At 38.6% G+C, this 12115-nt stretch carries 24 protein-coding genes and 1 tRNA gene; all 25 read left to right on the top strand.

Features of this window, described 5'->3' with window-relative positions; genetic code table 11:
- The 25 genes from rpsC (at window position 1) to yihA (ending at window position 12114) form a co-directional block, all read left to right on the top strand.
- Entirely contained in the window at window positions 1–642 is a 642-nt protein-coding gene (gene rpsC / locus ACSSV9_RS11990) for a 30S ribosomal protein S3 (RefSeq protein WP_437347490.1), read from the top strand.
- Between the two features lie 12 nt (window positions 643–654).
- Window positions 655–1074, top strand: coding sequence for a 50S ribosomal protein L16 (gene rplP, locus ACSSV9_RS11995; RefSeq protein WP_437347491.1), 420 nt, complete (start codon window positions 655–657; stop codon window positions 1072–1074).
- An 11-nt stretch (window positions 1075–1085) separates the two neighbouring features.
- Window positions 1086–1310 (top strand): 50S ribosomal protein L29, encoded by a 225-nt coding sequence (rpmC, locus tag ACSSV9_RS12000; RefSeq protein ID WP_437347492.1) that lies wholly within the window; start codon window positions 1086–1088, stop codon window positions 1308–1310.
- 17 nt (window positions 1311–1327) lie between these two features.
- Window positions 1328–1585: a 30S ribosomal protein S17 gene (gene rpsQ, locus ACSSV9_RS12005; RefSeq protein WP_437347493.1), complete on the top strand. Its 258-nt coding sequence runs from the start codon at window positions 1328–1330 to the stop codon at window positions 1583–1585.
- 31 nt (window positions 1586–1616) lie between these two features.
- Entirely contained in the window at window positions 1617–1985 is a 369-nt protein-coding gene (rplN, locus tag ACSSV9_RS12010; RefSeq protein ID WP_437347494.1) for a 50S ribosomal protein L14, read from the top strand.
- A gap of 13 nt (window positions 1986–1998) precedes the next feature.
- Complete coding sequence (gene rplX / locus ACSSV9_RS12015) at window positions 1999–2325, top strand: 50S ribosomal protein L24 (protein ID WP_437347495.1); 327 nt, start codon at window positions 1999–2001, stop codon at window positions 2323–2325.
- A gap of 42 nt (window positions 2326–2367) precedes the next feature.
- Window positions 2368–3012: a 50S ribosomal protein L5 gene (gene rplE, locus ACSSV9_RS12020; protein ID WP_437347496.1), complete on the top strand. Its 645-nt coding sequence runs from the start codon at window positions 2368–2370 to the stop codon at window positions 3010–3012.
- Window positions 3013–3021: 9 nt separating this feature from the next.
- Window positions 3022–3291 (top strand): 30S ribosomal protein S14, encoded by a 270-nt coding sequence (gene rpsN, locus ACSSV9_RS12025; RefSeq protein ID WP_437347497.1) that lies wholly within the window; start codon window positions 3022–3024, stop codon window positions 3289–3291.
- 18 nt (window positions 3292–3309) lie between these two features.
- The gene (gene rpsH, locus ACSSV9_RS12030; protein WP_437347498.1) at window positions 3310–3705 is read left to right on the top strand and encodes a 30S ribosomal protein S8; all 396 of its coding nucleotides are present in this window, start codon (window positions 3310–3312) and stop codon (window positions 3703–3705) included.
- 18 nt (window positions 3706–3723) lie between these two features.
- The gene (rplF, locus tag ACSSV9_RS12035) at window positions 3724–4260 is read left to right on the top strand and encodes a 50S ribosomal protein L6 (RefSeq protein ID WP_437347499.1); all 537 of its coding nucleotides are present in this window, start codon (window positions 3724–3726) and stop codon (window positions 4258–4260) included.
- Between the two features lie 17 nt (window positions 4261–4277).
- The gene (gene rplR / locus ACSSV9_RS12040) at window positions 4278–4643 is read left to right on the top strand and encodes a 50S ribosomal protein L18 (protein WP_437347500.1); all 366 of its coding nucleotides are present in this window, start codon (window positions 4278–4280) and stop codon (window positions 4641–4643) included.
- 6 nt (window positions 4644–4649) lie between these two features.
- Window positions 4650–4720, top strand: a tRNA-Gln gene (locus tag ACSSV9_RS12045).
- Window positions 4721–4752: 32 nt separating this feature from the next.
- On the top strand, window positions 4753–5268 hold the full coding sequence (rpsE, locus tag ACSSV9_RS12050) for a 30S ribosomal protein S5 (protein WP_437347501.1): 516 nt from the start codon (window positions 4753–4755) through the stop codon (window positions 5266–5268).
- Window positions 5269–5275: 7 nt separating this feature from the next.
- Window positions 5276–5464: a 50S ribosomal protein L30 gene (rpmD, locus tag ACSSV9_RS12055; RefSeq protein ID WP_437347502.1), complete on the top strand. Its 189-nt coding sequence runs from the start codon at window positions 5276–5278 to the stop codon at window positions 5462–5464.
- A gap of 11 nt (window positions 5465–5475) precedes the next feature.
- Window positions 5476–5940, top strand: coding sequence for a 50S ribosomal protein L15 (gene rplO, locus ACSSV9_RS12060; RefSeq protein WP_437347503.1), 465 nt, complete (start codon window positions 5476–5478; stop codon window positions 5938–5940).
- Window positions 5940–7277 carry a preprotein translocase subunit SecY gene (gene secY / locus ACSSV9_RS12065; protein WP_437347504.1) on the top strand — a complete coding sequence of 446 codons (1338 nt, stop codon included), beginning with the start codon at window positions 5940–5942 and terminating at the stop codon, window positions 7275–7277. The genes rplO and secY overlap by 1 nt, the downstream gene beginning before the upstream one ends.
- Before the next feature lie 18 nt (window positions 7278–7295).
- A complete protein-coding gene (gene map, locus ACSSV9_RS12070; RefSeq protein WP_437347505.1) occupies window positions 7296–8057 on the top strand; it encodes a type I methionyl aminopeptidase in 762 nt (253 codons plus the stop codon).
- Window positions 8058–8062: 5 nt separating this feature from the next.
- Window positions 8063–8281 (top strand): translation initiation factor IF-1, encoded by a 219-nt coding sequence (infA, locus tag ACSSV9_RS12075; RefSeq protein WP_437347506.1) that lies wholly within the window; start codon window positions 8063–8065, stop codon window positions 8279–8281.
- An 11-nt stretch (window positions 8282–8292) separates the two neighbouring features.
- Window positions 8293–8406 (top strand): 50S ribosomal protein L36, encoded by a 114-nt coding sequence (gene rpmJ / locus ACSSV9_RS12080; RefSeq protein WP_437347507.1) that lies wholly within the window; start codon window positions 8293–8295, stop codon window positions 8404–8406.
- Window positions 8407–8417: 11 nt separating this feature from the next.
- Window positions 8418–8801 carry a 30S ribosomal protein S13 gene (gene rpsM / locus ACSSV9_RS12085; RefSeq protein WP_437347508.1) on the top strand — a complete coding sequence of 128 codons (384 nt, stop codon included), beginning with the start codon at window positions 8418–8420 and terminating at the stop codon, window positions 8799–8801.
- A gap of 22 nt (window positions 8802–8823) precedes the next feature.
- A complete protein-coding gene (gene rpsK / locus ACSSV9_RS12090; RefSeq protein ID WP_437347509.1) occupies window positions 8824–9210 on the top strand; it encodes a 30S ribosomal protein S11 in 387 nt (128 codons plus the stop codon).
- 15 nt (window positions 9211–9225) lie between these two features.
- Entirely contained in the window at window positions 9226–9852 is a 627-nt protein-coding gene (gene rpsD / locus ACSSV9_RS12095) for a 30S ribosomal protein S4 (RefSeq protein ID WP_437347510.1), read from the top strand.
- Between the two features lie 26 nt (window positions 9853–9878).
- Window positions 9879–10874: a DNA-directed RNA polymerase subunit alpha gene (locus tag ACSSV9_RS12100; RefSeq protein ID WP_437347511.1), complete on the top strand. Its 996-nt coding sequence runs from the start codon at window positions 9879–9881 to the stop codon at window positions 10872–10874.
- A 25-nt stretch (window positions 10875–10899) separates the two neighbouring features.
- The gene (gene rplQ / locus ACSSV9_RS12105) at window positions 10900–11445 is read left to right on the top strand and encodes a 50S ribosomal protein L17 (protein WP_437347512.1); all 546 of its coding nucleotides are present in this window, start codon (window positions 10900–10902) and stop codon (window positions 11443–11445) included.
- 84 nt (window positions 11446–11529) lie between these two features.
- The gene (gene yihA / locus ACSSV9_RS12110) at window positions 11530–12114 is read left to right on the top strand and encodes a ribosome biogenesis GTP-binding protein YihA/YsxC (RefSeq protein WP_437347513.1); all 585 of its coding nucleotides are present in this window, start codon (window positions 11530–11532) and stop codon (window positions 12112–12114) included.
- Window position 12115 lies beyond the last annotated feature (1 nt).

The following is a 12115-nucleotide window of genomic DNA, read 5'->3' on the forward strand; positions in this document are numbered from 1 at the left end:
TTGGGTCAGAAGACACATCCAATCGGTTTTAGAGTCGGAATAATTAGAGGCTGGGAATCGAACTGGTTCGAAAATAAGAGTTACGCCCCAAAATTAATGGAAGACTACGAATTACGGCGTTACATCAGAAAAAGACTTCAAAATGCAGGTGTATCTGCCATTAAGATCGATCGAACCTCGAAGAATGTTATATTGACAATTCATACTTCGCGCCCCGGCGTTGTTATTGGTAAGAGCGGTAAGGAAATTGCCCAGCTGGAAGAAGAATTGAAAAAGATTACTCAAAAAGAAGTCAAAGTCCAGATTTCGGAAATTAAGAGACCCGAATTAGATGCTTATCTTGTGGCCGAAAACATTGCAAAGCAGATTGAAGGAAGAATCTCTTTTAGAAGAGCAATGAAAACCGCAATTACTGCAGCAATGAGGATGGGTGCTGAAGGAATTAGAGTGATGTGCTCTGGAAGACTGGGCGGTGCCGAAATGGCTCGTACTGAACAATACAAAGAAGGCAGGATCCCACTTCATACTATAAGAGCTGATATCGACTATGCACAGGCTACTGCTCAAACAATATACGGCTCTATCGGTGTAAAAGTCTGGATCTGCCGTGGAGAAATTTTAGGTAAACGTTCATCCGAATAGGAGTTTAATTCCATGTTAATGCCAAAAAGAGTAAAATATCGTAAATCGCAAAGAGGTAGAAGAAGAGGTAAAGCAACCAGAGGACACCTTGTTAATTTTGGTGATTATGGCCTCAAGGCGCTTGAGCCAGCCTGGATTACAAGTCGTCAAATAGAAGCTTGTCGTGTTGCTCTGTCACGTAAAATGAAACGTGATGGTAAAGTCTGGATTCGTATCTTTCCCGATAAACCCGTCAGCAAAAAACCTCTCGAAACAAGAATGGGTAAGGGAAAGGGAGCTCCTGAATTCTGGGTGGCAGTTGTAAAACCGGGTAGAATTTTGTTTGAAATTAACGGTGTCGACAGAGAAACAGCTCACGAAGCTTTACAATTGGCTGCTCACAAGCTTCCAATTAAAACTAAAATTGTACAGAGAATCGATTTAGAATCATAAGGATTGATAAAATGAAGATTTATCAAATCAGAGAAATGTCAACAGAAGAAATTCAGAGAAGAATTCTGGAAGAGCATAAGAATTTAATCGATCTGAGATTTCAGCACGAACTGAAAAATTTAACAAACACAGCGCTGCTCAGAACCACACGCAAAGATATTGCCAAAATGAAAACGGTTCTTAAAGAGCGCCAGCTTCAGGAAGCAAAACAGAACGAATCAAAGGAAAATAAATAAGGAGCAAAAAGTTTTCCATGCAGACAAGAAATTATAGAAAAGTTAGGATCGGAACCGTAATTAGTAATAAGATGGATAAAAGTATCATCGTTGCGATTGAAAGACGTGTGGCGCATCCATTGTATAAGAAATATTTCAAAAAGACCACTAAGCTGATGGCTCATGACGAAAAAAATGAATGTGGCATCGGCGACAAAGTAAAAATAATGGAAACACGCCCTCTTAGTAAAAGAAAAACATGGCGTTTAGTAGAAATTATCGAAAAAGCTAAGTAAATAGAAAAAGCTCGACGGAGATCTGGGAATTATGATACAAGAAGAAACAAATTTAGTTGTTGCGGACAATTCGGGTGCGAAAAAAATCCGATGTATCCGCGTACTGGGAGGCAGCGGCAGAAGATATGCCAGTGTTGGCGATATTATTGTCGTTAGTGTAAAAGCAGCCATTCCAGGAGGTGCAGTGAAAAAAGGCGATGTGTCGCGTGCCGTTGTTGTTCGCACTAAAAAGGAAGTGCGTAGGAAAGACGGCTCCTATATCAGATTCGACGACAATGCGGCCGTATTGCTCAACAATCAGGGCGAACCGAGAGGTACTCGTATCTTCGGGCCTGTTGCAAGAGAATTAAGAGACAAAAAATTTATGAAAATAATTTCTCTGGCTCCAGAGGTTCTATAAGAGGATTGATGCTATGAAACTTAAAAAAAATGACAACGTAATTGTTATAACTGGTAACTACAAAGGGAAAACCGGTAAAATTCTGAAAGTTTTTCCCGCTGAAAATCGGGTGATTGTTGAAGGCGTCAATTTACGTAAGCGGCATACGAAGCCTTCTCAAAAAAACCCGCAGGGTGGAATTATCGAAAAAGAAGCTCCTATTCATGCTTCTAATGTAATGATTCTCGACCCTAAGACAAACGAGCCGTCGCGTATAGGAGCTAAAATCATAATCGATGAAAAAACTGGTAAGAAAAAAAGCGTTAGAATTAGCAAAAAAAGCGGCGAAATGCTGAGATAAAAATTTCGATAAGTTAAACGTCAAAAAGGATTGATATTTAAGATGGCAAAACAAAAAACTGAAAAACAGGAAAAAGCAGTAAAAAAAGCTGCTAAAGCCGGTGCCGAAAAGGAAACTGTTGTTGAAGAAAAAATTCCGGCTCGACTCAAAGAAAAATATATAAAAGAGATTGCTCCTAAGTTGATGCAGCAGTTTGGCTATAAAAACATTATGCAGGTTCCACGTCTGGCAAAAATTGTTATTAATATGGGTGTCGGTCAGGCTGTTCAGGACCCGAAAATTCTCGACGAAGCAGTTAAGGACCTTGAAACTATTACGGGTCAAAAAGCTTCGATCAGAACAGCCAGAAAGTCGATTTCGAACTTCAAGCTCAGAGAAGGAATGAAAATCGGTGCTAAAGTTACACTGCGCAGAGAAAGGATGTATGAGTTTCTCGATAGACTGATTACAATAGCATTTCCTCGTGTAAGAGATTTCAGAGGCATATCCGACAAATCCTTCGATGGCAGAGGTAATTATACACTCGGGATTAAAGAACAAATCATCTTTCCCGAAATTAATATCGACAAGGTAAGCAGAGTATTGGGTATGGATATTACTTTTGTTACGACCGCCAAAACAGACAAAGAAGCTTATGAGTTGTTGAGTGCATTTGGAATGCCATTTAGAAAAAAAGAAAATAATTAAAGGGAAGTCATGGCAAGAAAAAGTTTAATAGCACGTGAAGTTAAAAGAGCAAAACTGAGAGAAAAATACGCTCAAAAGAGAAAAGAATTGAAACAGAAAGGTGATTACGAGGCATTGCAGTTGCTACCACGTAATTCTGCTCCAACAAGAGCACACAATCGCTGCATGATAAGCGGCCGTCCCAGAGGATATTACAGAAAATTTGGAGTTTCCCGTCTCGTCCTCAGGGAAATGGCATTGAGAGGCGAAATTCCCGGTTTAAAGAAATCAAGTTGGTAATAGAAGGAGAATAAAGTAATGTTGACAACCGACCCGATTGCAGATTTTTTAACAAGAATACGAAATGCAATTAAAGCCAGAAAAAAATACGTCGATATTCCTTCTTCGAAGTTGAAAGAAGGATTGGCAGAAATATTAAAAGCTAACAAATACATTAAAGATTATAATGTCATCGAAGATAACAAACAGAACATTTTGCGTATTCATCTTCAGTACATTAATGGAATTCCTTCAATAACTGGCTTGAAAAAAGTCAGTAAACCGGGTCTTCGTATTTATGCCGGAAAAGATGAGCTCCCAAGAGTGATGAATGGATTGGGAATATCGATAGTTTCAACGTCAAAAGGTTTAATGACGGATAAACAAGCAAGAAAAGAATCAGTGGGCGGAGAAGTAATCTGCCAAGTTTGGTAATAATTGAGAGGTCTAAAAGTGTCACGAATAGGTAAAAAACCGATTCCAATTAAAGACGTTACCGTTACAAAAAATGGTAATCTTTTGAAGATTAAAGGTAAACTCGGCGAACTCCAGATGGAGATTCATCCGAATATTAACGTCGAAGTTACAAAAGAAGAAATTATCGTAACACGACCTAACGACGAGAAACAAAATAGAGCGCTTCACGGTCTAACCAGGTCGTTAATTAATAATATGGTTGTTGGAGTTACCGAAGGATTTTCGAAAACACTCGAAATCGTAGGTGTTGGTTATCGTGCCGAAGCAAAAGGCAACGGAATTTTATTGACACTCGGTTATTCGCATCCAATTTTCTTTATTCCACCGGAAGGAATTAAAATCGAAGTCGTAACTCCTAATCAATTGAAAATTTCAGGAAGCGATAAAGAACTTGTGGGACTCGTAGCAGCCAAAATTAGATCTTTCAGGAAACCCGAACCTTACAAAGGCAAAGGTATTAAATATTCAAACGAAGTTATCATAAGAAAGGCAGGCAAAACGGCCGGCAAATAATTAGGAGAGTGTGAAAAATGTTTTTAAAAGACACTACAAGAAGATTAAGAAAACGAATTAGAATCAGAAAAAAAATACACGGAACTCCTGAGTGTCCTCGTTTGAGTGTGTTTAAGAGTCTCAAACATATATATGCGCAATTAATCGACGATACTACAGGAACTACATTAGCTGCAGCTTCAACTTTATCTAAAGAGATTGCTGAGGAATTGAAAGGAGTAAAAGGAAAAGTTGAGAAAGGAAGAATTGTAGGAAAGTTGCTTGCAAAGATTGCAACCGAAAAGGGAATTACTGCAGCGGTATTTGACCGAAACGGCTATCCCTATCATGGCAAAGTAAAAGCGGTTGCGGAAGGCGCACGCGAAGGTGGTTTGAAATTCTAATGGGATTGCCGGATCGTCTAAAGGTAGGACAGCGGCCTTTGGAGCCGTATGTGGAGGTTCGAATCCTCCTCCGGCAGCTAAAAATAAGGTAATTCAAAAGGAGTGAAAATTGAACTTCAAATCGAAAAAAGTTAGCGGATTGGAAAACTTAAAAGAAAAAATCGTTCATATTAACAGAGTTGCCAAAGTCGTTAAAGGTGGTCGTCGCTTTAGTTTTAATGCTATTGTTGTAGTCGGCGATGGCAATGGACATGTTGGCGTTGGCCTGGGTAAAGCTAATGAAGTTACAGATGCTATCTCCAAAGGCATTGAGGATGCTAAGAAGAATGTATATAAAGTTCCTGTTATCAATGGTACGGTACCACATGAAATTATCGGAAAATTTGGAGCAGGCAAAGTTCTCATTAAACCAGCATCTCAGGGTACCGGGCTGATCGCTGGCGGCGGTGTAAGAGCAGTCCTCGAAGCTGCAGGTGTTCAGGACGTTTTGACCAAATCGCTTGGTTCATCTAATCCGCATAATCAGGTTAAAGCTACACTGGCTGCTTTATTGAATTTATGGGATGCTCGCTCGGTAGCTTTCAAAAGAGGTATGAAACTTAACGAGTTGTTCAGTGCAGAGTGAGGTTGACATGGCAAAGAAATTAAAAATTACACAAATACGAAGCATAATTGATCGTCCGAAACCACAAAAGCTTACTATCGAAGCTCTCGGTTTAGGAAGACCGAATTATCAGGTAATTCATAACGATACTCCTCAAATCAGAGGAATGGTAAGAAAAGTGTCTCATTTAGTAAAAGTAGAAGAAATAGAAGATTAACAGGGTGATACATGGACATCTTAAGTAATTTAAAACCTGCTAAAGGTTCTAACAAAAGGGAAAAAAGAATTGGAAGAGGTGAAGGTAGCGGACACGGTGGAACTGCTACTCGTGGTATGAATGGACAACGCTCGAGGTCGGGTGCAAAATTCAAAATCTGGTTCGAAGGTGGTCAGATGCCTTTGCAGCGCAGAGTGCCTAAACGTGGCTTCAAGAGTCCTTTTAAATTGACTTACCAGGTTGTTAATCTCGACCGAATTCAAAAATTAGTTGACGAAAATAAAATTGCAGGAGATGTTATTACTCCTTCAGTTTTGTATCAAAATGGTTTGATTTCGAAAGCTGCTGCTCCATATAAAATTTTGGGCAGCGGGGAAATTAAATCCAAAATAAATATTGAAGCTCACGCATTTAGCGCTTCGGCTAAACAAAAAATTGAATCAGTCGGTGGAACCATAAAAGAGATTAAAGCTTAATGGCAACTTTTCAAGAAACTTTCCGGAATATTTTTAAGATTCACGAGCTGAGGCAAAGGATCCTTTATACTTTAGCATTGCTTGTGATCGTAAGAATAGGCGCTCACATCACTTTGCCGGGTATCGATTCTCACTTGCTCGGCTCGGCTATGTCAAATTCTACTTCCGACAATCTCTTCGGATTATACGATTTGTTTGTCGGCGGCGCTTTCAGAAATGCAGCCCTGTTCGCTCTTGGTATAATGCCTTACATTTCAGCTTCGATTATTCTACAGCTGGCTGGAGCTGTTGTTCCTTATATTCAAAAACTTCAGCGTGAAGGAGAAGAAGGCAGAAAGAAAATTACTCAATGGACACGTTACGGAACAGTAATTATTTCTGCTTTTCAAGCCTGGGGCGTAACGATTCATCTTCTCAATATGAATTTTAACGGAGTACCTGTTGTCCCCGAAGAAGTTAGAGGGATTGGGTGGACATTCTCAACCATTGTATTTCTTGTTGCCGGCACAATTTTCATTATGTGGCTCGGCGAACAAATTACAGACAAAGGAATTGGCAACGGTATTTCTCTCATAATATTTATAGGTATTATCGACAGATTTCCTTATGCTCTACTCGACGAGTACAGATTACTTGCAGCAGGTCAGCGTAATCTCGTAATTGAAATTGTTATTCTTGCTTTTATGTTACTTGTTATTTCAGGTGTAATACTTGTTACTCAAGGCACAAGAAGAATTCCAGTGCAGTACGCAAAAAGAGTTGTTGGAAGAAAAGTTTATGGAGGCGTTACTCAATACATTCCTCTAAGAGTAAACACTGCAGGTGTAATGCCAATAATTTTTGCTCAGTCGATTATGTTTATTCCAAGTACACTCTTTTCATTTTTCCCGAATAACGAATTTATTGCGTCGATTGCGGGTTATTTTAATTATCAGTCGTTTACTTATTCTTTTATTTATGCTTTGATGATAGTCTTTTTCACCTATTTCTATACAGCAATTGCATTTAATCCGCAGGAAGTAGCAGAAAATATGAAAAAACAAGGCGGCTTTATTCCAGGTATACGACCTGGCAAGCAAACCGCCGAATTTATAGATAATATATTGACAAAAATAACTTTACCGGGTTCAATCTTTCTTGCTATTGTGGCAATACTGCCGGCATTTGTAGCAAAATTCGGCGTATCGGGAAGTTTTGCTTCATTTTTTGGAGGAACCAGTTTGTTAATTATTGTTGGCGTGGCACTCGACACACTTCAACAAATCGAGTCGCATCTGTTAATGCGCCATTACGATGGTTTTATGAAATCCGGTAAAATAAGAGGCAGAAGATTTTAATATTTTTTTTAGTGAATTGTGATTATAATAAAGACCAAGAAAGAAATTGATTATATAAGAGAAAGTTCTCAGATAGTTGCAGAAGTTCTTCAATTACTGAAAAATTATGTTAAACCGGGCATAACGACGCTCGAGCTCGATAAAATGGCTGAGGACTACATACTCAGCAATAATGCCCGTGCAGCATTTAAAGGATATTCGCAGGTCGGGTCGTTCGATTTTCCCGGCTCAATTTGTTCTTCGATTGATGATGAGGTTGTTCACGGAATACCGGGCAACAGAGTTCTTAAAGAAGGTGAAATAATTTCTATCGACGTCGGTGTAGAAAAGAACGGTTATTATGGAGATGCAGCTTTGACTGTAGCTGTTGGAAATATTTCGGAAGAAAAAAGAAAATTGATGGAAGTAACGGAGAAGTCACTCTATCTTGCTATAGAAGAAGCACGTGCCGGCAATAGAATTGGCGATATTGGTTATGCAGTTCAGTCGTACGTTGAAAGTTTTGGATATTCGGTTGTGCGTGATTTATGTGGACACGGCGTCGGTAAGCATTTGCACGAGGATCCCCAAATTCCTAATTACGGAAAAAAGGGAAGCGGTGCAATTTTGAAGAATGGTATGACAATTGCAATTGAACCGATGATAAATCTGGGAACTCATAAAGTTTTCGTAGAAGAAGATGGATGGACTGTAAAAACAATGGATGGTAAGCCGTCGGCTCATTTCGAGCATACCATTGCAATAATTGACGGTAAACCGGAAATATTAACTAAGTGCTGAATTATATGGCTAAACAAGGAGCAATAAAGATTGATGGAGTAGTAACTGAAACGTTACCCAATGCTCATTTCAAGGTTAGACTTGACAATGGGCATGAGATCCTTGCGCATATTTCCGGTAAAATGAGAATGCATTTTATTAAAATTCTGGTGGGAGATAAAGTAGCAGTTGAATTATCTCCTTACGATCTTAATAAAGGAAGAATAACATACAGATATAAATAAATGGAGCTACTATGAAGGTAAGAGCCTCTGTAAAAAAAATGTGCGAACATTGTAAAGTGATAAAAAGAAAGGGTGTAGTTCGAGTTATTTGCAAAAATCCTAAACATAAACAAAGACAAGGATAGGAGGAAGAGATTTGGCTCGTATAGCTGGAATTGATTTACCGAAACAAAAAAAATCGTTCATTGGATTAACCTATATTTATGGTATAGGTCGTAAGACCGCTTTGGATATATTGTCTAAAGCAGGCATCGATCCCGATAAGAAAATTGCTGAGCTTTCCGAAGAAGAAATTGCAAAGATTCGTGCAATCATGACTTCTGACTATAAAGTTGAAGGTGCTCTCAGGAGTGAAGTTCAGCAAAACATCAAACGCTTAATGGATATCGGTTGCTATCGCGGTTTGAGGCATCGTCGTGGTTTGCCTGTAAGAGGACAGAGAACGAGAACAAATGCAAGAACAAGAAAAGGTAAAAGAAAAACAGTAGCCGGAAAGAAAAAAGCACCGGCTAAGAAGTAATAATTAATTACGGAGATTCAAATTGGCTAAGGCAGGAAAAAAGACAAAAAAGAAAGTTCACGTTGATTCGGTCGGAGTAGCTCACATTAAAGCTTCGTTCAATAACGTGATTGTTACAATAACAGATATTTATGGCAATACAATTTCGTGGTCTTCTGCCGGTAAAAACGGTTTCAAAGGCTCAAGAAAAAATACTCCCTTTGCTGCTCAGGTTACCGCAGAAGCTGCTGCCAAAGAAGCTTACGACTTAGGTCTGCGCAAAGTAGACGTCTTAATTAAAGGTCCAGGTGCAGGCAGAGAAGCGGCCATAAGAGCTCTCAGCACCGCAGGACTGGAGATCCTTTCGATTAAGGATATTACTCCGATTCCGCACAACGGATGCAGACCACCAAAACGTAGAAGAGTATAACAGGAGAAAATTTAGATGGCAAGATATACTGGTCCAAGTTGCAAATTATGCAGAAGAGAAAGACAAAAACTATTTCTTAAAGGTTCTAAATGTCATTCCGAACGCTGCCCACTCGAAAAGAAAAATTATATTCCTGGTCAGCACGGTTTATCGCGCAGAGCCAAATTTTCCGAGTATGGCGTTCAGTTAAGAGAAAAACAAAAAGTAAAACGTATTTACGGATTGCAAGAAACACAATTCAAGCTCTATTTCTTCAGAGCAACACGTCAAAAAGGAATTACTGGCGCTAACCTTGTGAAATTGCTCGAAAGACGTCTGGACAACGTTGTTTATCGACTCGGTTTTGCACCTTCGAGAAAGGCAGCGCGACAATTAGTACTTCACAGGCATTTTACTGTTAACGGCAAAATTGTCGATATCCCATCGTATTTGCTCTTACCCGGTGATGTTGTTGCTGTTAGAGAAAAGAGCAAAAAACTTGACATTATCCATAACTCACTCAGAAGAACTAAAGATAATGCATATAGTTGGCTTTCTATCGACAAAGCTTCCCTCTCGGGTACTTTTATGAATATCCCCGAAAGAGAAGAGATTCCATTGAATGCCAACGAACAATTAATTGTCGAATTGTATTCTAAGTAATTTTATAATAATAGAGGATATATTAAATGAGCTATCCGTTAATTAAAATGCCCGATGGCGTAGTACAAGAAGAATCCTCCAAAAGTGCTACATTCGGAAGATTTACTATTCAACCTTTAGAGAGAGGATTTGGCGTTACATTAGGTAATTCGTTGAGAAGGGTATTATTATCCTCACTTCCGGGAGCTGCGATTACTGCCATTAAAATTGAAGGCGTGCTTCATGAATTCTCTACTATTCCAGGTGTTCAGGAAGATGTTACCGAAATTATCCTGAATCTCAAAAAAGTGCGTATGAGACTTCTCGATAAAAAGGCAACAGGCTGTCATGTATCGATAACCGGTGAAGGCGACTTCAAAGCAAAAGATATTCAAAAGGCATGCCCCGAAGTTGAAATTCTGAATCCAGATCTACATATCGCTCACTTAAATAAAGATGCTAAGTTAAATATTGAACTTCGTTTCGGCATTGGCAAAGGTTATGTGTCAGCGCAGGAACAGAAGACTCCTGATATGACTATCGGTACAATCCCAATTGACTCAATTTATACTCCAATTGTAAATGTCAAATACGACGTCGAGAACGTTCGTATCGGTGAACGTAACGACTATGAAAAACTTACTCTCGAAATTACTACCGATGGTTCAATTACTCCCGAAGAAGCACTTTCGACTTCGGGCAAGATTTTAAGAGACCACATTCAAATGTTCATTAATTTTGAAACTGAACCAGAAGAAGTAAAAGAAGAAACCGAAAGAGATGAAGAAGCTGAAAGATTGAGAAAAATTCTTTCAACAAGCGTTGACGATCTTGAATTGAGTGTAAGGTCTCATAATTGTCTCAAAACTGCCAATATCAAAACGCTCGGCGATTTAGTACGCCGCGACGAAAACGAAATGCTCCGTTTCAGAAATTTTGGACGCAAATCACTGGCAGAATTAAAAGAAATTGTTGAAAATTACGGGCTCCATTTTGGTATGGATGTCGATAAATATCTGTCAGAAAAAACCGATAAAAAATAATCATTAAAACTGCGAAGGTTCAATAATGAGACACAGAGTTAAAGGAAGAAAATTAAAAAGAACTTCGGAACACAGACTGGCTACTTTGAGAAATTTAGCTACTTCTCTGCTGAAACATAAAAAGATTAAAACTACTCTTGCAAAAGCCAAAGAGTTGCGCACTTTTGTAGAACCAATTATCACGAAAGCTAAGGTCGATACAGTCGCAAACCGCAGATATGTAGCTGCCGATATAAAAGATAAGGAAGTTGTAAAAGAACTCTTTACCTCGATTGTTAATAAAATTGGCGATAGGCCAGGCGGCTATACAAGAATTATTAAACTGGGTCAACGTAAAGGCGACGGTGCAGAACTAGCTTATATCGAATTGGTCGACTTCAGTGACATTGTAAAAGAAAAAGCTTCGAAAAAGAAAACTGAAAGTAAGACTAAAGTAGAAGAGAAAAAAGCAGAAGAAGTAAAGACCGACGAAGAAGTAAAAAAAGCTGAACCTCAGTCCGAAGTTAGCCAGGAACCCAAAGCTGAAGCCGGTGAAGAAACTTCTTCGGAAGAAAAGAAAGAAGAAAATTAGTCGATTCTCATACCAAATTTTAGATGCGTCCGGATTTCTGAATGGTTTCCGGACGTTTCTTTTTTAAATCATTGTTTCGGGTTTATGAAAAAAATAGAATTTGTTACGTCGGTTTTCAATATTAATGAAATACCGAAAGACGACTTGCCCTGCGTGGTGCTTTGTGGAAGATCTAATGTAGGGAAATCATCTTTTATCAATACTTTGTTTTATCCATTAAAAGTAGCACGAACAAGTTCAACTCCCGGCAAAACACGTTCAATTAACTATTATCTCGTAGAAAGAAAATTTTACATCGTTGATTTGCCAGGATTCGGCTATGCTAAAGTATCTAAAAGCGAGAAAAATTACTGGGAAAACCTCATCATTAATTTCTTCGACACTAATAAAAATATATCGACTGTTTTTCATTTGATCGATGCCCGTCATAAACCGCAACCGCTCGATTTAATGCTCAACGAATTTGTTCATTCAAGAGAGTTACCATATTTCTTGATAATGAACAAAGTGGATAAATTGAAACAATCTGAAATTACGGATGCAAAGAAAACTATTAAAGAAATATTTCCAGAAATTATTTTCGGAACAAACGCTTTCATCTTTTCAGCTGTTAAACATACCGGCAAAAAAGAAATAATAAAACTGCTTACATCTCTCTACTTATCATGAA

Origin of the sequence: Melioribacter sulfuriphilus (genome assembly GCF_051488685.1) — a bacterium.
In the GTDB taxonomy this organism is placed as follows: Bacteria; Bacteroidota; Ignavibacteria; order Ignavibacteriales; family Melioribacteraceae; genus Melioribacter.